Annotated in this window: 13 protein-coding genes and 1 tRNA gene; 4 read left to right on the forward strand and 10 right to left on the reverse strand. The window is 67.9% G+C overall.

What is annotated here, in order from left to right:
• Nucleotides 1-235 precede the first annotated feature (235 nt).
• Both IFU30_RS03560 and IFU30_RS03565 read left to right on the forward strand, forming a co-directional pair.
• Entirely contained in the window at nt 236-3298 is a 3063-nt protein-coding gene (locus tag IFU30_RS03560; protein WP_192004338.1) for a hypothetical protein, read from the forward strand.
• A 365-nt stretch (nt 3299-3663) separates the two neighbouring features.
• Nucleotides 3664-7161 (forward strand): SIR2 family protein, encoded by a 3498-nt coding sequence (locus IFU30_RS03565; protein WP_192004339.1) that lies wholly within the window; start codon nt 3664-3666, stop codon nt 7159-7161.
• Nucleotides 7162-7615: 454 nt separating this feature from the next.
• Here the strand turns inward: IFU30_RS03565 and IFU30_RS03570 are convergent.
• Nucleotides 7616-7689 (reverse strand) — tRNA-Gly (locus tag IFU30_RS03570).
• A gap of 295 nt (nt 7690-7984) precedes the next feature.
• On the opposite strand from IFU30_RS03570, the gene IFU30_RS03575 reads away from it, so the two are divergent.
• The gene (locus IFU30_RS03575; RefSeq protein WP_192004340.1) at nt 7985-9076 is read left to right on the forward strand and encodes an alpha/beta fold hydrolase; all 1092 of its coding nucleotides are present in this window, start codon (nt 7985-7987) and stop codon (nt 9074-9076) included.
• Between the two features lie 292 nt (nt 9077-9368).
• On the opposite strand, the gene IFU30_RS03580 is transcribed toward IFU30_RS03575, so the two are convergent.
• From IFU30_RS03580 to IFU30_RS03590, 3 genes are all read right to left on the reverse strand, one after another.
• Nucleotides 9369-10739, reverse strand: a complete 1371-nt coding sequence (locus tag IFU30_RS03580; protein WP_192004341.1) for an LLM class flavin-dependent oxidoreductase — start codon at nt 10737-10739, stop codon at nt 9369-9371.
• 83 nt (nt 10740-10822) lie between these two features.
• On the reverse strand, nt 10823-12247 hold the full coding sequence (locus IFU30_RS03585) for an APC family permease (protein WP_192004771.1): 1425 nt from the start codon (nt 12245-12247) through the stop codon (nt 10823-10825).
• A 95-nt stretch (nt 12248-12342) separates the two neighbouring features.
• On the reverse strand, nt 12343-13764 hold the full coding sequence (locus IFU30_RS03590; RefSeq protein ID WP_192004342.1) for an HNH endonuclease signature motif containing protein: 1422 nt from the start codon (nt 13762-13764) through the stop codon (nt 12343-12345).
• Nucleotides 13765-13910: 146 nt separating this feature from the next.
• Between IFU30_RS03590 and IFU30_RS03595 the strand changes: the two genes are divergently transcribed.
• A complete protein-coding gene (locus IFU30_RS03595; RefSeq protein WP_079704767.1) occupies nt 13911-15365 on the forward strand; it encodes a threonine/serine ThrE exporter family protein in 1455 nt (484 codons plus the stop codon).
• A gap of 131 nt (nt 15366-15496) precedes the next feature.
• On the opposite strand, the gene IFU30_RS03600 is transcribed toward IFU30_RS03595, so the two are convergent.
• The 6 genes from IFU30_RS03600 to kdpB all read right to left on the reverse strand — a co-directional run bounded on the left by IFU30_RS03600 (nt 15497) and on the right by kdpB (nt 23815).
• Nucleotides 15497-16732: an MFS transporter gene (locus IFU30_RS03600; protein WP_192004343.1), complete on the reverse strand. Its 1236-nt coding sequence runs from the start codon at nt 16730-16732 to the stop codon at nt 15497-15499.
• Between the two features lie 354 nt (nt 16733-17086).
• Nucleotides 17087-17539: an SRPBCC family protein gene (locus IFU30_RS03605; protein ID WP_124768446.1), complete on the reverse strand. Its 453-nt coding sequence runs from the start codon at nt 17537-17539 to the stop codon at nt 17087-17089.
• A 154-nt stretch (nt 17540-17693) separates the two neighbouring features.
• The gene (locus IFU30_RS03610; RefSeq protein WP_079704770.1) at nt 17694-18380 is read right to left on the reverse strand and encodes a response regulator; all 687 of its coding nucleotides are present in this window, start codon (nt 18378-18380) and stop codon (nt 17694-17696) included.
• Nucleotides 18377-20872, reverse strand: a complete 2496-nt coding sequence (locus IFU30_RS03615) for a sensor histidine kinase (protein WP_192004344.1) — start codon at nt 20870-20872, stop codon at nt 18377-18379. Before IFU30_RS03615 ends, IFU30_RS03610 begins: the two co-directional genes overlap by 4 nt.
• A gap of 76 nt (nt 20873-20948) precedes the next feature.
• Nucleotides 20949-21557 carry a potassium-transporting ATPase subunit KdpC gene (gene kdpC, locus IFU30_RS03620; RefSeq protein ID WP_192004345.1) on the reverse strand — a complete coding sequence of 203 codons (609 nt, stop codon included), beginning with the start codon at nt 21555-21557 and terminating at the stop codon, nt 20949-20951.
• 92 nt (nt 21558-21649) lie between these two features.
• Nucleotides 21650-23815, reverse strand: a complete 2166-nt coding sequence (gene kdpB / locus IFU30_RS03625; protein ID WP_192004346.1) for a potassium-transporting ATPase subunit KdpB — start codon at nt 23813-23815, stop codon at nt 21650-21652.
• Between the last annotated feature and the right edge of the window lie 2 nt (nt 23816-23817).

Here is a 23817-nt window from a genome sequence, read left to right on the forward strand (position 1 = left end):
AAGTGACGCCTGCCGTGTAGCAGCGCGCGGGGTAGGGATGAGCCGACTGTGAGCATAGAATCCGCACCGGTTCGCCGGTAACCCTGAGAACGAGGTTAGTAGTCTGGGACGTCAAAGACGTCGGGAGGCGAAGTTGTCCCACGAGCTCCTTCGGGCAGAGCGACTTCTGCATCTTCGCCCGTTACATGCCCTCTCGTCTCAGGGAAGCCGTGGGCTGGCCATGCTCGCAAGGGGCGTGGAACTAGCAAATGATCCGTCCTCTCTCGGAGAAGATGAGTCGAGGGTCACCGGCAGCTTGATCAGCTACTGCGTTCGCGACGCCATCGATTCGATTTTCCCCAAGCTCGACGATCCGAAGATCAAGGACGCCGCTCAACGAGTCGTCACACGCTGGCGTCGGTTGTCTTCCCGGCCGGACGCAGACCTCGCTCGCGCGCTACATGGTGAACTTTCTACCCTTGAAAGCGCAGTCGAAGCGGCCACAGCGGGCTTTCTGCCTCGTGTGTCGGGTTTTCTCGGCATCCTTCATCCTGGTCTGCTCGCGGACCAGAGCATTCCGGCTATGAAGGCTCTCCGGGATCTGAACAAGGCCGCCAATGAAGGCCTACACGGCACCACTACCCGCGAGGAGGCGGTGGAACTTCTCGACCGTCTATTAGAGAGGCTTGTCGACCTCGTTGCGCCACTGGCCGTGACCGTGCAGCAGTATCTATCGCTCATCGAGGCTGGCGACTTCGAGAGTGTTTCCTCGCTGCTCATGTCGAACTCGGATCCGCGAATCCGCGTCTATCTCTTCGACCGCGTGCGTGACCCGCTCCTGGCGCAAACACTGGAGGTCAGCGAGCTCCTGCCCGGACCCTCGCTCTGGCTAGCGCACAGCTACATCCGGCATCTCGCTGCCGAGGATGCTACCGCCTTCAACGCTTTTGTTGACCGTGTCGAAGCGCAGAACCTGCTGACCGCGGACGTCGCGGCGCAGCTCCTGGTCTGCGCGACCCTTGCGGGGGCCGACTCGATCGGAGAAGTCGACCGTCTGAGTCATAAAGCCGGGGATCGGGTGCGAACCGAGTTCGTCGTACGGTGGCTGCGTCGCCACATAGACGCTGTTCCCGAGGCCGAGTGGTGGAAGATTCTGGCTCGAGTCGTCGACAGCCTGGAGCCCTCAACGGGGCTGTCCCGATCCCCACACGGAGTCGACGAGCTCCTTGACGTCGCAATCGCTCGATTGCCCGAGATCGCGGAACCACCTCGCGCCAGGTTCAGCTCAGCGGTCATAAAAGCCCTGCTGCGTGTCGATACAGATAGCCCCTATACAGTCTTGTTTCACTTCGATCACGCGCATCTGCGGGCTCGTACTACGTCCGGCCTAATTATCGAGAGTGCCGTTCGGGTGGCTGCCATCGCAGAGTCTCGCGGCACGCCAATCGATCTTTCGGCGCTATCCGAACTCGGTGGCGCCGCGCTGGCACGTGGCGTTGTTGCACCCGCTATCGAACTGTCGGCGCCCGAACTCGGTATCGCCATAGCCGGTCGAGCCTACGAAGCAGTCGTTGCTCGTGTCAGCGGCGAGTATTGGCCGGACCAGACGGACCTCCAGACGTTACAGGTAATCCTGCCATTGGTCGAGAAAACCGCCCTATCACGTCTCTCAGAAGCACTTGGGGAAGCGCCGCCGAGCGGCGTACTCTGCAGCGATCTCGACAATGCGACGGAGACGCGCCCCGATTGGTTCCGGTCTGCACAGTGGGTGGCCCATTTGCCGGAAGAGGCTCGGCCTGCGTCCTGGACGCGCACCCTGCGCGAGGCTGCCGAACAGGGCACCGAGTTTGGTCCATTACCACCCGTGAATCGCCTTGCCAGACCGAGCGCGCTCCAATCACCGCTTGGAGATGTCGATCTTGCTGGCGTGACGGTATCCGAGTTCGTCTCGATCCTCAACAGCGTGGCCGGCGTCGGCGAGCACGATGATCCGAGATTCGCGATGAATCTCCAGGAGACCATCACCTCACATACTGAGAACAATCGGGCGACCTGGGCCGGTGACCACAACGCTATAGCGCAGGTCCGCGACCTATGGGCACGGCTCACGATCGTGCGGGCGCTCAAGAGCGAGTCCGGTGATGCTCCCCGGCTGCGCTGGGAGCAATTGCAGACGCTTTGGGCACATGTGGTCGTGGAAGCCAGCAGGCTCGTGACGATCGGCGACGATCCTGCAAAGCCAGCAGTGGTGCGTCTCGCTTCTGAGATTCTCGATCAGCTCCGACACCGAGTCTCCGATAGGCCTCGTCAGTCGGGCGATATCCATTGGTGGGCGCACGAGGTACTTCCCGCGACCGTCGAGCTAGCTGCCTGGGTCGGCTCTGATGAACACGACTTTGGTATGCCCGCCCTGTTTTCACTCCGGGGACACTCGGTCCACCTCCTTGTCGAGCTCAGTTCTCCTGTTGATGACGACGCCGAGCGAGACGCCGCCTTGGGCCGTGCTCTGGACCTACTCGCAGACGTCGCGTCAGCGGACCCGAGTTTTGCCCGTAGCGTCGGGCACTGGGCGCAGTGGCTCATCCAGCGCGATCCCGCCTGGTGGAATCGGAGCGCTGGGCACCTGATCGGTCTGAGCAGCTCGGCCGTGATCCATGAAACGCTACTGACTGCCAACTGGGAATCAGGCTACTTTGCATTCAGCCTCCTTAATCAGGACCTCGCGCTTCTCAACTCGTTTGCGAGCCAGGTGGCCGAAGACGCTGCAGCGCCTGCGCTGAGTGCCGTTCTGTTCGACGTCCTCCCCGTCACAGCCATCACGGAGCCCACATGGTCGGCTATTTTCCGCGACCGCAGCTCTGCTGAACAGGCGCTGCGTTACCTGTTCCCCGACCATTCGGTCCTCGGGGATCCCGGAGCGGCGCGTCGACTGCGCATGATGCAGTGGATTGCAGCCGACCCTGCGCGTGCTGGTGTGATTTGGCCGTCGATCGATGTGCTTGCAAGCTCGCCGGATCTTAGCGATAAAGACCTCTTCGCCTTCACTGCCGTGTTGGCTAGGAATCAGCGGGGCGCTCCGATGTCCACCCACCATCTTTCAGACCGCCTCATACGATCGCTGGCCCGTCCTGACGCCGTTGCAACGCTCGAATCCATATGCGCTGGGAATCTCGGTGGAGACCGCATGATGGCTCAATACGACATGGAGGAGGTGTACACATGGTTCCAAAGCGAGGCGCAAACCCTGCCCCCTGACCTCCGTGTCCGCGTGGGACATGCGCTGTTCGAGGTCGGTTTTGTCAACGATTTCGACAGATAGCGATCCCCCATTGCCGGCGTCTCACGCACGTTAGTCGCTGCACCGCCACCGGTCCATTCGCACACGAGAAAACGTCCTCGCGCTTCGTCTACCGATTGACGCGACCGGGAGGACCAGAGCCCCTCATTCGCGTTTGACATGGCGCTGCCCTGCACTCTCCGGCTTCGACGTAGGCGCCGCTCGTCAGCTAAGAGGCCTGAGCGGCCTAGGCTGCACCCTGTAGACACTGCGCGGCACTGAAGTTCGCCTGTCCGTCGCAGCGACGCCATCGTTCGATAGGACGACGGCAAAAGAACCGCGACCGTCGAACTTGTAAGCATCGCTCGATCAGTGCAATTGGAGACCACGTGTGGATTACAGGAGACGTGAACCTGCCCACCGAGCTTCTCGAAGCTCATGCCAACGGCAAGCTCGTGCTGTTCGTTGGCGCGGGAGCCTCGATGGGAGCCCCATCCAATCTTCCCTCGTTCAGGGACTTGGCTCGTCAGCTCGCAAGAGCAGCGCGCGTGCCGTTCAACGATGATTTCGCGCTGGACTTGTTCCTCGGGTCGATGCCCACGGACTTCGAGACCCACGCTCACGCTCGACGCATCATCGCTCACCCTGGCTCGACCTACAACCCGACCCATACCGCACTGGTGAAGCTCGCGTCCGCGCTTGGAGCACCGCGCATCGTGACGACAAACTTTGACAGTCACCTCTCGACAGCCTCGACTGCTGCTCTCTTGCCGGACGATGACCTTTGGGTTGGGCCCGCACTTCCCCTTGGAGACGACTTCTCCGGCATCGTGCACCTACACGGTTCGGTTCAACGCCCGCCCGCACAGTTGGTTCTCACGGACCGTGACTTCGGACGCGCGTACCTCACAGACGCATGGGCGACAAGGTTCCTGCAGAGAATGTTCGACGAGTTCACGGTGCTGTTTGTGGGCTACAGCCACGACGACCCAATCATGCGATATCTCGCGCTCGGTCTACCTTCAAAGACTCGCCGCTACGTTCTAACTCACCTTCCAGAGGATGATAAGTGGAGCCACCTCGGCATTGTCCCGGTTTCCTATCCGGCGGTTGAGAACGATCACTCTGCTCTCCTCCTCCTGCTTGAGGAGTGGGATCGGCGAGCCCGGATGGGAGGACTGGAACACCAGCGAAGGATGAAAGAGGTAGTCGAAGCCGGGCCGCCTCTCAATCCGGTGGATGAGGATTATGTGCGTCAGCGACTGGAGAGTTCGGAGGGAGCTCTGCACTTCACCGGGTTCGCGAGAAGTGTTGCCTGGCTTCGCTGGGTGGAGAGCGTAGACAGCTTCCAACGTCTCTTCACCGGTGGGCAGGACACGGCGGAATCGTCTGTTCTGGGTGATTGGTTTGGGCAGGCGTTTGTCGCAGACCCATCGCTTCACACTGCCGCGCTGCAGACGGTGCAGCGGTTAGGAAGTCGATTCTCGCCGCGCATCTATCAGTCGTTGAGCTGGGCGACAGAGTCCCTCATGGCGGCCAATCCTGGCGCGGGGCGCCGGTGGAAGGTACTACTTGCAACCTCCATCGTTGGCACATCGTCTCCCCCCGATCTTGGCATGCTGATGCCGTACGAACCCCTCGAGCGGAGCGAGGAGATGGCTCTACTTCGTGTGGCTCTGCGACCGTTCCTCATCCTCAAGCCCCACTGGGCTATGGATCGTGATGACCCATTAGTTGCGCCTACGGCGGAAGCCACCTGGCACGTCGAGGACGAGGTCCTCACCCGTCATGTGCGCAAGATGATTGAAGACCGTGCCGCCGGCGACTCCGCGCTGGGCGCACTCCTTGAGGATGCACTTGGGGGTGCTTACGACTTGCTGGAGGGCTACGACGGGCCGGACAAGTACGACACCCTCAGCTCGCGGCGTTCCGCGATAGAGCCGCACACCCAGGACGAGTTCCGCCACTCTGTCGATGCGCTCATCGACGGGCTTCGCGATTACGGTGCGAAGGCACTCCTGGAGCGACCGGAGACTCCCGAGCGCTGGTGGGCGCGCGGGTCCACCTTGTTCCAGCGACTTGCACTGCATCTCATGAGGCTCAGCACGACACGAGGTTCCGATCAGAAACTGGACTGGGTCCTCGAGCGGAGGATTCTGTTTGAGTCGCCGCTCAAACACGAAGTATTCCGCCTGGTCGCCTCGACCGTGCCGGAAGCAAGTCCTGATCGACTGGATCGAGTATTGCAGGCTGCGCTTGAGGGCCCTGTTTTCGCAGACGACGTTCCCGATGGTGACCGGCACCGGGCCTATTCGGTATACAACTTGCTCGTTTGGCTCACTCAGTCCAACCCGTCGTGGGCCTCAGCGCAGCGAGAGCGCGACCGCCTCGAGATGGAGAACCCGACGTTCGGACCACGGGAGTTTCCGGACCTCGACAGCTGGTCCGGTGGGGCTACTTGGGGCGAAACGCTGCCCATGGAGGTAGAGAGCTTCGTTCGGGATCTCGAATCCGACGCAGAGATGGCCCTCACGGCGCTGATCGACGTCGACTACTCCGAGCGGCGAATTGATGGCCCGACATGGGATGGCGCACTCACGTTGGTGAGCCGGGCCGCCGAGCGGGACCCGAGCCTAGGCCAACGACTGTGGAGCGCCACCGAGTCGCGCCCAATGCCGGCAGACAGAAAAGACGACCTGCGAGAAGCGATCATTGAAGGATGGGTACACGCTGACCTCGGTGAGTGCCTCAACGATGTCGTGATTCTCCTTGCCAGCCGCGTCAACGGGCTGCGCTCGCCGCGCGGGATCACAATGTTGCTCGTGTCGCAGATCGAGAAGAATCTGGACACTCCAGAATCAGCGTCGATCCTGGCCATGCGCGGCCTCGCTCGCGCTGTCTGGGACAAACATCGGGGGAGTTTCGAGCAGAGATCGGACTCTTCGCCGAGTTCCCTCGCTCTGAACTCGTGGCCTGGTGATCTCACGCGATATTGGATCCTCGAAATAAACCGGCGATGGCGTGAGTTAGGCGAAGCCTGGACCGGTCTCAATGACCTGGAAAGGGAGACTATCGAGGCGATGCTTGTTGGTTCGGGTGCTGAATTGGATGCGATTCGACCCGCACTTGGTGGGCAGGCGTATTTTATGTCCGTAGCGGACCCGACTTTTGCGCAGCGGCACGTATTGCCCCTATTCAACGGACCATTTGCTTCACAGGCCTGGGAGGCATACCTGCACCGTCCCCGGTACAACGACCAAATGCTGTTCGCCGGCTTCCTCCAGAGCACGATCGCCGAATGGGAACACCTAGACGGCGTCGGTGGGCGACGGCTGCGAGAACAGTTCTATGGGCTCGTAGCCTCAGTGGTGAGCATCGCCGGGATCGCTCCGGAGCAACGCCAGGAACTCCTCGATTCATCGGTCTTGGCCGGTAACGGCGAGCACGCGCCTGAGTTTGCGAGTGCGGTGATGAGGTTCTTTAAGGACGATACGGTCGACAGTGGGGCGTTATGGAACCGTTGGGCGCGAGATCACCTCACCGAGCGACTTCAGGGGCTTCCTCGGAACGCTCGCCCCGGTGAGCTTGAACGCTGGGCGGACATCGCACCGTTCGTCGGTGAACATACAGGTGAGGCATTCTCGATGCTTAGTCACTTCGCCCTCTGGGAGGGGTATCGTGCGCCCCAGTTTCCGGCGGACCTGCTCGCAACCAACGGGTCCGCTCTCGTGGACCACCTTGCGGAACGAATCCGAAACTCCAGCCCGTCGGGACGGGCCACATCGTACGCGGTGCGAAAACTGATCACTGACCTGAAAGCTGCGCTCGGAGTGGCACTCTGCGCCCCGCTACTGGAGGCGGCGATCGCCACTGGCTTCCGGGTCCCCGGTCCATCGGCGGCCTAGGAGTTCGTTCTTGGAGTCGAGCAACGCCGGCACGGATCTCGCTCGAGCCGTCACACGTCGACGCTTCAGCGCCGTCGCCCCGCTGGAGGGGATCGGTGGACGAAGTGGACCGACCTGGGCCCCGTCAACTGGGCGATGCTGCGGATTGATGCATCGCGTGTCGTGCGCATCCAGGCGGCCGACCAAAAATCGCACACACCCGGCGGGTCAGAAACTGCCAGGTCGTGCTCGAGAGAGCTCTAGGTCGGAATGTAAGTTTGACGCGTTGTTAGGACTGCCAGAGGGATTCTGCAGGTGGGCAGTTCTCACCAGACGCGCCCGCCGGTGGGGCGCTGCGCCAATGTGAGGAGCGGGCCGGTCTCGAAATAGCTACGAATAAACTGCGAGACTGGCAAAACAAGCAGCTACATGCTCCGGGGTGGGGGAGTCTCGATTCAGCTTCTGACCAGGCACTTGGAGCGGATGACGGGAATCGAACCCGCGCTATCAGCTTGGGAAGCTGAAGTTCTACCATTGAACTACATCCGCGTGGCGCCGGAGCGTCCTGAGTAATCGTACATGACCCGGCGGGCCTCCGTTCGGTCCCTCCACGCGGCCCCCGTTCGGTCCGCGCGTGCGGCCCCCTGTCGGTCCCTGAGCTTGTCGAAGGGCGGGGTGTGGTCGTGTGCCCTTCGACAGGCTCAGGGGCCGGGGTTGGGCTCAGGGACCGGGGTTCGGCTCAGGGACCGGGATAGCTCAGCGAGCGGGGTCGGCTCGGTGAGCCGGGTGCCCGGAGCTAGGCTGGTTCACCGTTCCCCGAGCGGGACGGGATCGAGGGTGTGACGTGAAGCGCAGTGCAGGTGTCGTCGTGGCCGGCCTCGCCGCCGTTGCCGTCGCCGGGTTCGGGATCGCGAGCGCCATGGTCGCCCGTCGCGTCGTCGGAGCCGGGCGCGTGCACTACAGCGAGGTGTTGCCGACCTCGTCGCCGATGACCGTGCGGCTCGAACGGAACGCGGCAACGGCGCTACCGGGACGATACGGGCTCGAGTTCGACGACGGCTCGCGGGTCATCGTCGGACCGGTGATCGGTCGCGAGACGACGGACGGCTCCGTGATGCGGAGTGTGGTCAGCGGCCGCCTTCCCGCAGGTGCGACCCGTGCGCGGTTCACCGGCGCGGCCGTGACACCCGCAGACCTCGGCGTGGACGAGGCGCGAGTGCCGAGGACACGGTCGGGGGCGTGGCGATTCGAGGGGACCGTAGACGGCGACGCTCATGGCGACACCTGGGTCGTGCACACCCACGGACTCGGAGCATCCCCGCTCGCGACCCTCCGCTCCGTGCAGGCCGTGCAGCGCGCGGGACTGCCGTCGCTCGTCACCTGCCTCGGGTCCGCGTTCGCCGAGCGTCGCTCCGGGGCTGACGCCACGGACGTCGACCGCGTCATCGCGGCCATCGACGACGCCGTGGCGCTCGGTGCGCGACGGGTCATCGTCTCCGGGTGGTCCTACGGCGCCGCCCTGAGCCTCGCGGCTGCACGCGAGCGACCCGAGGTGGTGCAGGGCGCGATCCTCATCTCGCCGATGCTCGGCCTCAGCGAGACGGTGCTGCACGCTGCCGCGGTCGCCGGGGTGCCGCGGGTGCTCGTGCACTCGGCGCTCGCCGTGCTCTCGACGCCGGTGCTGGCACGATCCGCCGGGGTGCGCGGCGCGGTTCCGGTCCGCGCGCTGTCCGCCGGGCCGATCGACGGGCTGCCGACGCTCGCGATCCACTCGCCCGGCGACACGACGATCCCCGTGGAACTCACGCGGGCCGTCGCTCGCCGCGTACCCTCGTTCGAGCTTGTCGAGGTCGCCGCGGCGCCGCACGGCTTGGAGTGGAACGTCGCGCCGGAAGCGTTCGAAGCGGCCGTGCGGGAGTGGCTCGGGGCGCGCTGATCGGGCGACGCTCGGTGCCTGAGCGCGTCGAAGGGCGGGGTGTACTCGTGCTGCCCTTCGACAAGCTCAGGGACCGAGGTGGCTGGGGGCCGGGTCGCTGTCGGTTGGGTGCGTGGTGCCCTTCGACAGGCTCAGGGACCGGGATGGTTGGGGGAGCGGGTCACGGTCGGTTGGGTGCGTGCTGCCCTTCGACAGGCTCAGGGACCGAGGTGGTTGGGGCTCAGGGGCCGGTGCCTTCGACAGGCTCAGGGACCGGTGCCCTCGACAGGCTCAGAGGCCGGCGGGGCCGGACCTACTTCGCGTAGCGGTAGCGGGCCCCGGTGTGCTCCTCGGGAAGACGGTCGCCACGGCCGTGGAGCTTGTGGCGGAGGCTGCCCTCGACGTACTCCTCGGGGTAGGCGCCGCGGCGTCGCAGCTCGGGGATGACGAACTCGACGATGTCCTCGAAGGTGCCCGGCGTGATCGCGTAGGCGAGGTTGAAGCCGTCGACGTCGGTCTCCTCCACCCACTCCTGCAGGGTGTCGGCGATCTCCGACGCACTGCCGACGATCCGCGGACCGAGCCCACCGATCGCGCCCATGCGCGCGATGTCCTTCACCTTGAACTCGCCACCCTCCTCGTTGGCCGCTTGGTAGTTGGCGACCGCCGACTGGATGGCGTTGCTCTTGACGTTGCCGATCGGCTCCTCCGGGTCGTACTGCGACAGGTCGATACCCATCCAGCCCGACATGAACACGAGCGCACCCTCCTGCGACGCGTACTGCAGGTAGTCCTCGTGCTTCGCCTGGGCCTGCTCGCTCGTCTCGTCGGTGATGATCGTGAGCAGCGTGTAGATCTTCGCCGAGTACCGGTCGCGACCGGCGGCCTCCAGAGCATCGCGGATGCGTCCGACCGTCGCCTTCAACCCCGCCTTCGTCGACGCACCGACGAAGATCGCCTCCGCGTTGCCCGCGGCGAACTGGATGCCGCGCGGCGACGCACCGGCCTGGTAGATCACCGGCGTGCGCTGCGTGGACGGCTCGGACAGGTGGATGCCGGGCACCGTGTAGTGCTTGCCGAAGTGCCCGATCTCGTGGACCTTCGTCGGGTCGGTGAACACGCCCGTCTCGCGGTCGCGCACGACGGCGTCGTCCTCCCACGAGCCCTCCCACAGCTTGTAGAGGACCTCGAGGTACTCGTCGGCGACGTCGTACCGCTCGTCGTGCTCGAGCTGGTCGTCGTGCCCCATGTTGCGCGCCGCACTCGGCAGGTAGCCGGTGACGACGTTCCAGCCGACCCGCCCCTTGGTCAGGTGGTCGAGCGTCGACATGCGCCGCGCGAACGGGTACGGGTGCTCGTACGCGGTGCCGGCCGTGACGCCGAAGCCGAGGTGCTTCGTCACCGCGGCCATCGCCGAGACGAGCAGGATCGGGTCGTTGACGGGCACCTGCGCGCCATTGCGGATCGCGGCCTCGTTGCTGTCGCCGTAGACGTCGTACGTGCCGAGGACGTCGGCGATGAAGATGCCGTCGAAGTTGCCGCGCTCGAGCAGCTGCGCCAGGTCCGTCCAGTAGGAGAGGTCCTTGTAGGTGCTCGAGCGATCGTCGGGGTGACGCCACATGCCCGACGCCTGGTGGGCGACGCAGTTCATGTCGAAGGCGTTGAAGCGGATCTGTCGGGTCATACGCACGATCCTGCATCACGAGTCCCGGACGTCGCCTGGCAATCGGCCTCGCCCGTAACAGGGCGTCATCTGGGCGCGGCGCACTACCCGCGGGAGGTGTCCTCCGCCGCGATCGCCTCGGCGTACTCCGCATCGCTGAGCGCGCCGACCGTCGAGTGCCGACGCCCGTACCCGAGGTAGAGCGCCGTGCCGACGAGCATCCAGATGAGGAACACGATCCAGGTCGTCCCTCCGAGCGACACCATCAGCCCGAGGCACATGACGATGCCGAGCGCGGGGACCACCGGGAACAGCGGGACGGAGTAGCTGCGATCGAGATCGGGGCGCAGGCGACGCAGGAGGATGACCGACAGGTTCACGAGGGCGAACGCGAACAGCGTGCCGATGCTCGTGGCGTCGGCGAGCTCGCCGAGCGGGATGAGGGCGGCGACCACGGCGACGACCGCACCGACGATGACGGTCCCGGCGACGGGTGTCCCGCTGCGGCGACCGACGCGCGAGAACACCCGCGGCACCATGCCGTCCTGCGCCATCCGGTACAGGATGCGCGTCTGCCCGTAGTAGACGGTGAGCACCACGCTCGCGATCGCGATGACCGCGCCGATGGAGAAGAACAGGGCGACGATCGGCTGTCCTGTGATCTCGGTGAGGATGCCGACGAACGCGGACTCGTCGTCGGCGAACTCGGTCCACGGCCGGGCACCGATCGCGGCGATGGCGACGAGGATGTAGACGGCGGTGACGATCACCATCGACAGGATGATCGCGCGCGGCAGGTCGCGACGTGGGTTCGTCGCCTCATCGCCGGCGGTCGACGCCGCGTCGAACCCGATGTAGGAGAAGAACAGCCGGCTGGAGGCTGCCGCGATACCGGCGACCCCCATGGGCGCGAGCGGTTCGAAGTTGCCGAGGGAGAACGCCGAGAACGCGATGACGACGAAGACGAGGAGCACGGCGAGCTTCACGAACACCATGATCGTGTTCGCCCAGGCGCTGTCCTTCGCGCCGCGGACGAGCAGCAGCATCGCGAGGAGGACGAGGGCCGCGGCCGGGAGGTTGATCAGGCCGTCGGCGACGCCGATCGGGTTCGCGAGTGCCGGCGGCAGTCCCAGGCCGAAGACCGCGAGCGCTTCGTTCACGTACTGCCCGGCGCCGACGGCGACCGCCGCGACGGAGACCCCGTACTCGAGCACGAGACACCACCCGCACACCCAGGCGACGCCCTCACCCATGGTCGCGTAGGCGTAGGAGTAGCTGGATCCGGAGACCGGTACCGAACCGGCCATCTCGGCGTAGGACAGGGCCGACAGGAGTGCTGCGAGCCCGGCGACCGCGAACGCGATCCAGACGGCGGGTCCGGCGAGCGGGACGGCGGTGCCGAGGACGACGAAGATGCCGGTGCCGAGCGTGGCGCCGACGCTGATCATCGTGAGCTGCCAGACGCCGAGCGAACGGCGGAGCGACGTCCCCGAGTCGGCGGGATCCGTCCCGAGTCGGACGAGCGGCATGCGCCGGCGCAGCTGCGCGTGGAGCGGGAGTCGGCGGTTGGTCACGGGTATCCATCGTAACCGTGGGGATCGGGGAGCGTCGGGCGCGCTCGCACTCACCCGGTCTCGGCGAGCTCGGGTCTGGTCTCGTGTCGTCGGCCGTCGGGTGTGGTCCAGGTGAGGATGCCGCCGGGGTGGTGCTCGAGGTTCCAACCCGGCAGGTGTTTCAGCCGGTGATGATGTCGGCAGAGACAGGCCAGGTTGTCGACAGCTGTCGTGCCGCCGTCCTGCCAGGCGACCGAGTGGTCGAGGTCGCAGCTCCGGGCGGCTCGTCCGCAGCCCGGAGCCCGACACGTGGTGTCTCGCAGGCGGACGGCGCGCGCCAGGTCTGCCGGCACCCGGTACTGCTCGCGCCCGACGGACACGACGGCTCCCGTTTCCGGTTGGGTGAGGATACGGGTCATGGAAGGGGCCGTGACGGTGAGTCGGGCGGCGGTGTCGGGGTCGATCGGGCCGTAGCCGTCGAGCACGCCGGGTTCGTCGGTGACGCCGAGGGTGGACAGGGCTGGGACGGTCATCTGGACGGTGGCCCGGATGCGGGCCTCGATGCCGACGGGCTCGGCGAGCAAGGGGTCGGCCCCGGCGGCGACCGCCTCCTCCGCGATCCTGGCTGCGTCGTCGAGCGGCGCGGAACCGGGCAGCCAGGTGAACGTCCCGGTCGTCTCCGGGTCGACCGGGATGGGACCGACGTCGTCGCTCACCGTGCCGGCCACGGCGAGCGACGCGAGGGCGTCGGCGCGCAGCTGTGCGAGCGTGCGGGTGTCGCCGGCGATCCGCGCCGGGACCGCGACGGCGTCGAGGCGGTTCCTGATCGCGTGCGCCAGCGGGGCGGTGGTGAACAAGTGCAGCCAGGCCATGCCGTCGGCCGCAGCTTCGAGCTCGACACGGCGGTCGGTGATCGAGCGCGTGCGTCGAGCGGTGATCGATTCGGGGTGCAGCCGCTCCCGAACGACCCTCGCTCGCTGCCGGAGGCGTGCGGTCGTCGACCGGAGGGCGATGGGCAGCACTTGCTCCAGGAACACCGCGCGGCCCTCCACCGGGACGTCGCGCAGCTGGTCGGTGATCGCGCGGGCGTGACCGCCGCTGATGGAACCCTGCGCGAGGGCCTCGAGCACGGTGGGTGCGTGGTGGACGAGGGCCTCGGCGTCGCCGACCCGCGCCTGGAGCGTCGATTCGGACATCCTCGTGGCGATCGCGAGCGACGCGCACATCGACCGCCGCGCGAGGTCGCGGGCGTCGGTCGAGGTGGTGCTCGCGGAGACGAGCGCTGACGCGGTCGCATCGGCGTAGGAGAAGGCTTCGGCCAGCAGCTGCGCCTCCTCGGCGTCGAGCGCCGCGCGGCGGCGGGCGAGATCGACGAAGCGGTCGGTGAACGACGCCATCCGAGCAGCGAACACATCGCTCGGGTGTTCCGGGTGCTCCGGATACCCCGAGCGCTCGTGCACCTCGGGGTCCTCGAACGTGGCGGTCTCGGTCATGACTCCAGTCCAACATGGACCACTGACATTCGAGATGATCACCAGGATTCGGGCCGATCGGACCCGCCCACCACCTCGCACAGACGACCGCCGAACACCAGGGCGAGCCCGCCGTCACCGGTGGCTCGTACGATGAGCGGGTGGGTATGCGTTCGCTGCTGAGTCAGCTGGCCGGGGGAATCCGAGGAGCGGCGCCGGAGGGCGTCGACGAGCAGGCGGTCGTCCGCCTCAATGCGGAACGGCCCGTGCGCGAGGTGCTCGAGCTGGCCGGCCGGATCGGCGAGTCGATGCTGGCACTCGGAGCAGCAGCGGCCGAGGTCACCGACGCCATCCGTCGCGTGTGCCGCGCGTTCGACCTCGAATGCCAGGTCGACCTCACCTTCACCTCCATCCTCATCGCGCACGACGGGTCCGAGCTGTCACCGGGCGTCACCGTGCTCCGCGTGGTCCGCTCGCCCTCCGCCGACTTCGACCGCCTCGCCAAGGTCGTCGTGGTCGCCGAGGGCATCACCAACCGATCCGAACCGATCATGACGGTCACCGACGTCGCCCGCGACGACGAGGCCGACCTCCGCGACGAACTGCACGCCCGCCTCGGCGCCGCCCACCGCGACCTCGACCGCATCCTCACCGCACGACGGACCTACCGCCGCGGCTTCGTCACCGTGCTGCTGTCGACGATGGCGGCGGCCGTCGCCGTCCTCCTCGGGGGTGGCGTCGTCTCGATGCTGCTCGCCGCCGCCACCACCGCGCTCATCGACAGCGCCTTCCGCGCACTGAACGTCTGGAAGCTGCCGGTCTTCTTCCTCCAACTCACCGGGGCGGCCATCGCCACGACCGTCGCCGTCCTCATCTCGATCCTCAGCCCCTACGTCCCGGACGACCTCTCGGCCCTGCCGCCCGCCCTCATCGTCGCGTCGGGCATCGTCGTCCTCCTCGCCGGCGCTTCGCTCGTCGGGGCGGCCGACGACGCGATCAACGGGTTCCCCGTCACCGCGAGCGGACGGCTCGTCGAGGTGATGCTTCTCACCATCGGGATCGTGGTCGGCATCGGTGGCGTCCTCGACCTCGCCCGGCGCCTCGGCATCTCCCTCGTCCTCTTCGACCTCCCGGTGAGCCCGTGGCCCGTCGCCGTGCAGATCGTCGGCGCGGCCGTGGCCTCCGCCGCCTGGGCGATGGCTTCGCAGGCGGCCCTCCGTGCAGCGTTCTTCGCCGGGGTCACCGGCGCGATCGCGTTCTCCGTCTTCGTGTTCGTCTCCGGCAGCGGCGTCGCGCCCGCCGCAGCCAGTGCGCTCGCCGCGCTCATCATCGGCTTCGCCGCGGAGGCGCTCGGCCCGCGGCTGCGCATCCCGGCGATCATCCTCACCATCTGTGGGATCGTGCCGCTGCTGCCCGGGCTCGCGATCTACCGCGGCATGCTCGCGCTCGTGAACGGCGAGCAGGGTTCCGAGGGGGTCGAACAGCTACTGCAGGCGGGCCTCACCGGCCTCGCGCTCGCCGCCGGCGTCACGCTCGGCGAGATCCTCGCCCGCCGCACGGGCGTCTCCGGCCGCGTACTGCTGCCCGGGTACATCCGGCGCTCCAAGCGCCACCCGCGCTGAGCAGCCCCGGTCACTGAGCTTGTCGAAGTGCGCCCTTCGACAGGCTCAGGGACCGGGATGGTGTTGCTCAGGGACCGGGATGGTGTTGCTCAGGGACCGGCGACTGCGGCTCAGGGACCAGCGGTTGCGACTCAGGGACCGGTAGGCGAGGCCGTCCGCTGCCGCTCCTGCGGCTTCGCCGCGGACGTCAGGAAGGACGCCAGGACGACCACCGCGAGCACGACGATCATCGCGCCGCGCAGACCGAAGTGCTCCCCGAGGAATCCGAGCAGCGGCGGCCCGACGAGGAACGCGACGTAGCCGGCCGAGGCCACGGCCCCGACGGTCGTCGTCGGATCGTCGCTCTCACCCGCCGCCGAGAGGGTCACCGGGAAGCCGAGCGCCGCACCGAGCCCCCACAGCAGCACCGCGAGCCCTGCGACGAGGACACTGTCGGAGAAGACGACGAGCCCGATCCCGACCGCCGACACGAGGGCGCTCACCCGCAGCACGTTGGCCTTGCCGAAGCGGGCGAGGAGCGGTTCACCGGCGAAGCGACCGATCGTCATGGCGAGTGCGAACCCGGCGAAGACGATCGATCCGACGGCGGCCGTGGTGCCGTGCCCGTCGACCATGATGAGCGGCAACCAGTCGCCGGCGGCGCCCTCGGCCAGCGCGAGGGCGAGCACGATGAGGCCGAGGAAGATCACGCGCTGCTGCCGCCAGACCGCGAGCTGCGCACGGATCCCGGGGGAGCCGGCACCCGTGTCCGACTGTCGTCCGGTCTCGGCCGGGATCTTCGGGATCGCCCACAGCAGCGCCGCCAGCGCGACGGTCGCGACGATCAGCAGATGGATCGTCACCGGGAAGGCGATCGCCGTGAGCGCGATGCCGGCGACCGAGCCGATGACGGAACCCAGGCTGTAGCAGCCGTGGAGCACGGGCAGGATGGACCGCCCGGACAGCTGCTCGATCATCGCGCCCTCGATGTTGATCGCGATCTCGGCGAGGCCGAAGCCCAGACCGATGCCGATCAGACCGAGGAAGACACCGACGCCCTGCCCGGCACCCGCCATGAGGGCGAGGAGCGCGAGTCCGATGACGAACGCCGCTCCGCCGACGATGATCGGGCGACGCGCACCGAACCGACGGACGAGCGCTGCGGACGACAGGATGCCCGTCATCGATCCGACGGAGATGCCGAAGAGGATGAGTCCCATTTCGGCGGTGCTCGCGTGCACGAGGTCGCGGACGGCCGGCGTGCGGACGATGAAGGACGACAGGCCCACGCCGACGGTGAGCATGAAGACGAAGATCGCCCCGCGCCGCCGCCGAAGAGGGGCGGACAGCGCGGGGCGGGGGTTCGCCTGACCGGCGCGAGCACTCATGCTCCGAGCCTAGAGGCGGTGGGAGTACCGACCGACAGGAATCAGGTGATCAGCCCGACGGGTTCTCGACGGGGTCGCCGTCGGCGTCGGTTCCCGTCTCGGGGCGGTGCTCGCCTCGGACGGGCCGACGCCGGAGGATCAGCCCGACGGGTTCTCGACGGGGTCGCCGTCGGCGTCGGTCCCCGTCTCGGGGCGGTGCTCGCCTCGGACGGGCCGACGCCGGCGAATCAGCCCGACGGGTTCTCGACGGGGTCGCCCTCGGCGTCGGTCCCCGTCTCGGGGTCGACCTCCTCGGGCTTCGGCACGTCGTGTTTCACGTCGTCGTGCGTGTGCGGGGGACCGGGGCGGGGGCCGTCACTCGACATCGCCACGCCATCCCTGTCCGGTCTGGCCCTCGGATTCGACGAGCTGCTTGAAGTTGCCGAGGTCCTTCTTGACCGCATGGCCGGCCACACCGACGGCTGCGCCGAGGTGCTCGAGGAGGCCCTTGGGCTCCCAGTCCAGCTGCACGGTGACACGCGTCTTGGCGTCCTCCAGGCGGTGGAAGGTGACGACGCCGGCGTGGTCCGCCTCGCCGCCGGTGCTGTTCCAGGCGACGCGCTCGTCGGGGTGCTGCTCGGTGATCTCCGCCTCGAAGGTGCGGGTCTGTCCGGCGACGGTGACCGTCCACTCCGTGAGGGTGTCGGTGACCTGCGTGATCGAGTCGACCTCGTCGAGGAACTTGGGGAAGTCCTCGAAGCGGGTCCACTGGTTGTAGGCGACGGAGACGGGAACGTCGACGTCGATGGTTTCGATGACCTGGGTCATGGGCGCCATCCTCTCTGGTTCTGCGGTACCTGCATGGGTCTCGTCCGGAAAGCCCGGACGCGACTGCGACGGTACGCGTGCAAGCTGCGATTCCGGGGGCATGGCCTCGGGCGCTGCAACCTGTTACCCTGCCCGACTCGACGCGAGCGCTCGCTCAGAGCTGGAAGCGGTACCCCATGCCGGCCTCGGTGAGCAGGTGGCGAGGGGTGGCGGGCTCCGGCTCGAGCTTCTTCCGCAGCTGCGCGATGTAGAGGCGCAGGTAGCCGGTGTCGGTCACGTGCGTCGGACCCCAGATCTCCGTGAGCAGCATCTGTCGGGTCACGAGCTTGCCGGCGTTCCGGATGAGCAGCTCGAGCACCTGCCACTCCGTCGGCGTCAGGCGGACGGTGGCCGGCGACGCACCAGGGGTCTGCTTGGTGACCTGCTTCGCGGCGAGATCGACCACGATGTCGCCGAACCGGACGGTGGGTTCGGCCTCGGCGCCGGGGACCCGCCGGGTGAGCGCGCGGATCCTCGCGAGCAGTTCGTCAATGGCGAACGGCTTCGTCACGTAGTCGTCGGCTCCGGCATCGAGCGCCTCGACCTTGTCCGTCGATCCGGCACGACCGGACACCACGAGGATGGGCGCGTCGGTCCAGCCGCGGAGGCCCTCGATCACCTGCCGCCCGTCGAGCCCCGGCATGCCGAGGTCGAGCAGGTACAGGTCGGGGCGGTGCGTCGTCGCGGCGTTGAGCGCAGCGGTGCCGTCTTCGGCCGTGATGATCTCGTAGCCCCGGGCGGTGAGGGTGATGCGCAGGGCCCGGAGGATCTGCGGGTCGTCGTCGGCGATCAGGATCTTCATCGAGCGGTCCCCTCCTGATCACGTGCCGCCGGCAGTGACACCACCATGGTGAGGCCCCCACCCGGCGTGTCCTCCGGTTCGAGTGTGCCACCCATCCCCTCGACGAAGCCCTTCGACAGCGCGAGTCCCAGGCCGAGACCGGTGAGGTTGTCGGTGTCGCCGAGCCGCTGGAAGGGGACGAACACGTCCTCCCGCCGGTCGGGTGCGATGCCCGGGCCGTGGTCGACGATGCGGATCTCGACGGCGTCGCGGAACCCGCTCGTCGCGATCCGGACGGGGGTGTCGTCTGGGCTGAATCGCTGCGCGTTCGTCAGGAGGTTCACGATGACGCGCTGCAGGAGGCCGGCGTCCGCGAGGACGGGTGGAAGATCGGGCGCGAGGTCGAGCTCGGCGTCGTGCGGCCCGATGCCGAGCTCGTCGAAGGCCGGCAGGATCGCGTCCTCGACGTCGATCGGCGCGACGGTCACGGCGAGGACACCTGCCTGGAGACGACTCACGTCGAGCAGGTTCGTGACGAGGGCCGCGAGGGTGCGCAGGCTGTCGTCCGCGGTCTCGAGGAGGTCCTGGCGGTCAGCCGTGGTGAGTTCGACGTCGGTCGCGCGCAGACCGGTGACGGCGGCGGTCGCGGCGGCGAGGGGGCGCCGGAGGTCGTGACTGACCGCCGAGAGCAGCGCGCTCCGCACCCGGTCTGTGGCAGCCAGCGGGCCGACCTCCCGGGCGGTGGCGCGCAGATCGGTGTGCTCGAGCGAGGCGTCGAGCTGCGCTGCGATGACGGCGAGCAGGCGGCGGTCGGACGCGGCGAGCACCCCGCCGTGCAGTTCGAGTACCGCGCGGGTGCCGATCGGGATGCTCGTGAAGTCGCCGCCGCGGGTCGGTTCGCCGTCGACCGCGAGGACCTGCTCACCCGAGACGAGGCGCACCCCGGCGAGCGAGAAGGACTCGCGGGTCCGGCTGACGAGCGCCTGCAGGGCACCCTCGCCGCGGAGCACGCTGCCCGCGACCGTCGCGAGCAGCTCGGACTCCGCGGCCGCGCGCCTCGCCGTGCGAGCCCGTCGCGCCGAGAGGTCGACCACTCCGCTCACGATCACGGCGATGACGACGTAGAGCACGAGCGCCACGAGGTGCGCCGGATCGTCGATGGTCACGGTGTAGAGCGGTTGGACGAAGACGAAGTCGAGCGTGACGCCCGACAGGACGGCAGCGAAGACCGCCGGCCAGAACCCGCCCACGAGCGCGACGAGCACGACGAGCAGCTGGTACGACAGCACCTCGCTCGTGATCGACTCCTCCGTGCGGGCGAGGTGGAGGAGCCAGGTGACGAGCGGCCCGCCGATGAGCGCGAGCGCGAAGCCCGCGATGTGGCGCCGTGCGCTCAGGGCGCCACCGAGCTTCGGCAGCCGGAACCGTCCGCCGGCCGCTTCGTGGTTGACGATATGGACGTCGATGTTGCCCGACTCGCGGATGACCGTGTTGCCGATACCGGGCCCCGTGACCGCGGCGGACAGGCGACTGCGCCGGCTGACACCGATGACGAGCTGCGTCGCGTTCGCCGCCTTCGCGAAGTCCACGAGCGCACGCGGCACGTCGTCGCCGACGACCTGGTGGAAGGTGCCGCCGAGGGTGTCGACGAGCGCTCGCTGCTGCGCGAGTGCACCGGGGTTCGCGGACCGGAGGCCGTCCTGCGTCGTCACGTGCACCGCGATGAGCTCGCCACCGGAGGAACGGGCGGCGATCCGGGCGCCGCGTCGGAGCAGGGTCTCGCCCTCCGGGCCGCCGGTGAGGGCCACGACGACCCGCTCACGCGCCTCCCAGGTGCTGTCGATGCCGTGCTCGGCGCGGTAGTCGCGCAGGGCGGAGTCGACCTCGTCCGCCAGCCACAGCAGCGCCAACTCGCGCAGTGCCGTGAGGTTGCCGAGGCGGAAGTAGTTGGACAGGGCGGCGTCGATCCGCTCGGCCGGGTAGACCCGGCCGCCGGCGAGCCGGTCGCGGAGGGCCTGTGGAGCGAGGTCGATGAGTTCGATCTGGTCGGCCGCCCGCAGCACGGCGTCGGGGATCGTCTCCCGCTGCGGCGCCCCGGTGATCTGCCGGACGACGTCGTTCAGCGACTCGATGTGCTGGATGTTGACCGTCGAGAGCACGGAGACGCCGGCGGCGAGCAGGGCCTCGACGTCCTGCCAGCGCTTGTCGTTCGTGGAGCCGGGGGCGTTCGTGTGGGCCAGTTCGTCGACGAGCGCGAGTCCGGGGTGGCGTGCGAGGACGGCCTCGAGGTCCATCTCGTCGAGCGTCACGCCCCGGTGCTCGACGCCCCGACGCGGCAGCGTCTCGAGCCCCTCCGTCAGGGCAGCGGTCGCGGCCCGACCGTGGGTCTCGACGACCGCGACGACCACGTCGACGCCCTCCCCGGCGAGGCGGTGCCCCTCCTCGAGCATGGCGTAGGTCTTGCCGACCCCGGGGGCCGCGCCGAGGAGCACCCGGAGTCGTCCGCGCTGCATGGTGTTCAGTTCTCCTGGAGCATCGCGCTCCGCCTGCCGACCCCGGGGGCCGCGCTGTGTCGTCCGCGCTGCATGGTTATCCGTCCAGTCCTGCCACGGCGAGGTTGAGCTGCAGGACGTTGACCGTGGACTCCCCAAGGTAGCCGAGGTCGGGGCCCTGCGTCAGGCGCTCGACGAGGGCACGGACCTCGTCCTCGTCGAGGCCGCGCTCGGCGGCGACACGGGGCACCTGCAGCAGTGCGTAGGCCGGGCTGATGTGCGGGTCGAGGCCGGACGCGGAAGCCGTCAGCGCGTCGGCGGGGATGCTCGACGGATCGACGTCCTCGGAGGCGGCGATGGCCGCGCGGCGCTCCTCGATCGAGGCGACGAGGTCGGTGTTCTCCGGCCCGAGGTTGCTGCCGCTCGACGCGCCACCGTCGTAGCCGTCGCCGGCCGCCGACGGACGCGACTGGAACCACTGCGGCAGCGGCTTGCCGTCGGCGTCGGTGAACGACTGCCCGATGAGCGCTGAGCCGACCGTCGTGCCACCCTCGGTGACGGCGGATCCGTTCGCCTGCCAGGACATCGTCGCCTGCCCGATGCCGGTGACGATGAGGGGGTATCCGACGCCGAGGACGACGGTGAGGGCGAGCATGGCCCTGATGGCGACCCAGTACTGGGCGATGCCGCTGCGGGATGCACTCATGATGATCTGTCTGCTTTCGTGTGCTGGGTGCGGCTCAGAAGCCGGGGATGAGGGTGACGACGAGGTCGATCAGCTTGATCTGGGTCGTCGGCTCAGAAGCCGGGGATGAGGGTGACGCCGAGGTCGATCAGCTTGATGCCGATGAACGGCGCGATCACGCCACCGAGCCCGTAGACCAACAGGTTGCGGCTGAGGACCTTCGAGGCGCTGAGCGGTCGGTACTTCACGCCGCGGAGGGCCAGCGGGATCAGGATCACGATGATGATGGCGTTGAAGATGATCGCCGAGAGGATCGCCGACGCGGGGGAGTGCAGCTGCATGATGTTGAGCAGTGCGAGCCCCGGGAACACCCCGGCGAACATGGCCGGGATGATCGCGAAGTACTTGGCGACGTCGTTCGCGATCGAGAACGTCGTGAGCGCGCCTCGCGTGATGAGCAGCTGCTTGCCGATCCGGACGATGTCGATGAGCTTCGTCGGGTCGGAGTCGAGGTCGACCATGTTGCCGGCCTCCTTCGCAGCGGAGGTGCCCGTGTTCATCGCGACACCGACGTCGGCCTGTGCGAGCGCCGGAGCGTCGTTCGTGCCGTCACCGGTCATCGCGACGAGGTTGCCGCCCTCCTGCTCCTTGCGGATGAGCTCGAGCTTCTGCTCGGGCGTCGCCTCGGCCAGGAAGTCGTCGACTCCGGCCTCGGCGGCGATCGCCTTCGCGGTGAGCGGGTTGTCACCCGTGATCATGACCGTGCGGATGCCCATGGCGCGCAGCTCGGCGAACCGCTCCGCGATGCCGGCCTTGACGACGTCCTTGAGGCGGACGACGCCGAGCACCCGCGCGGTGCCGCTGGTGTCGGTCTGCGCGACGACGAGCGGGGTGCCGCCGCCGGCGGACACCGCCTCGACGTGCTCCTGGAGCTCGGCGCGGGTCGCCTCGGCGAGGGGGCCGAACGACTCCACCCAGGCCAGAACGGCCGAGCCTGCGCCCTTGCGGATCTGTGCACCGTCCGGCTGGTCGAGGCCGCTCATGCGGGTCTGCGCGGTGAACGGGACGATCTCGCCAGCCCCGGACCCGTCCAGGTGGATGCCACGCTCGGCGGCGAGGTCGACGATCGACTTGCCCTCGGGCGTCGGGTCGCTGAGCGAGGACCGGGCGGCGGCCTGCGCGAGCTCCTCCGGCGTGACCCCGCGGAGGGCGATGAACTCGACCGCCTGCCGGTTGCCGTAGGTGATGGTGCCGGTCTTGTCGAGCAGCAGGGTCGTGACGTCGCCGGCGGCCTCGACCGCGCGGCCGGACATCGCGAGCACGTTCCGCTGCACGAGTCGGTCCATGCCGGCGATACCGATCGCCGAGAGCAGGGCGCCGATGGTCGTCGGGATGAGGCAGACGAGCAGGGCGATGAGGACCGGGACGCTGACGGGAGCCGCCGCATAGGAGGCGATCGGGTTGAGCGTCAGCGCCACGACCACGAACACGATCGACAGGCTCGCGAGCAGGATGTTGAGCGCGATCTCGTTCGGCGTCTTCTGCCGCGCCGCACCCTCGACGAGGCCGATCATGCGGTCGACGAAGGTCTCACCGGGCTTCGAGGTGATGCGGACGACGATGCGGTCGGACAGCACGCGGGTGCCGCCGGTGACGGCACTGCGGTCGCCGCCGGACTCGCGGACGACCGGGGCCGACTCTCCCGTGATCGCCGACTCGTCGACCGAGGCGATGCCCCAGACGATGTCGCCGTCGCCCGGGACGAGCTCGCCGGCGGTCACCACGACGACGTCGCCGAGGGTGAGGTCCGCGGAGGAGACCTGGCCGATGGCGGCGTGCTCCGCGGACGGGTCCGCCGAGGCGTCGTAGGAAGTGACCTGGTTCGCCATGGTCGAGGTGCGCGTCTTGCGGAGGCTGTCGGCCTGCGCCTTGCCGCGACCCTCGGCGACGGACTCCGCGAGGTTCGCGAACACGACCGTGAGCCACAGCCAGATCGCGATGCCCCAGGTGAACGACGCCGGCACGGCCGAGCCGCCGGACTCCTGCGCACCACCGAGGAACGGTTCGGCGATCGCGAGGACGGTGGTCAGTGCCGCGCCGACCTCGACGATGAACATGACCGGGTTCTTGACCATCAGCCGCGGGTCGAGTTTGCGGAAGGCACCCGGGGTCGCGGCGAGCAGCTGCGCCGGACCGAACGCGGCCTTCGCGGGCTCGTGGTGGTGGTCCTGCTCCTGCTCGGGTTCCGCCGGGGCGGGAAGCGTGTGCGTGGTGGACATGG

This window comes from Plantibacter sp. CFBP 8798, assembly GCF_014841195.1.
Taxonomy (GTDB): domain Bacteria; phylum Actinomycetota; class Actinomycetes; order Actinomycetales; family Microbacteriaceae; genus Plantibacter; species Plantibacter auratus.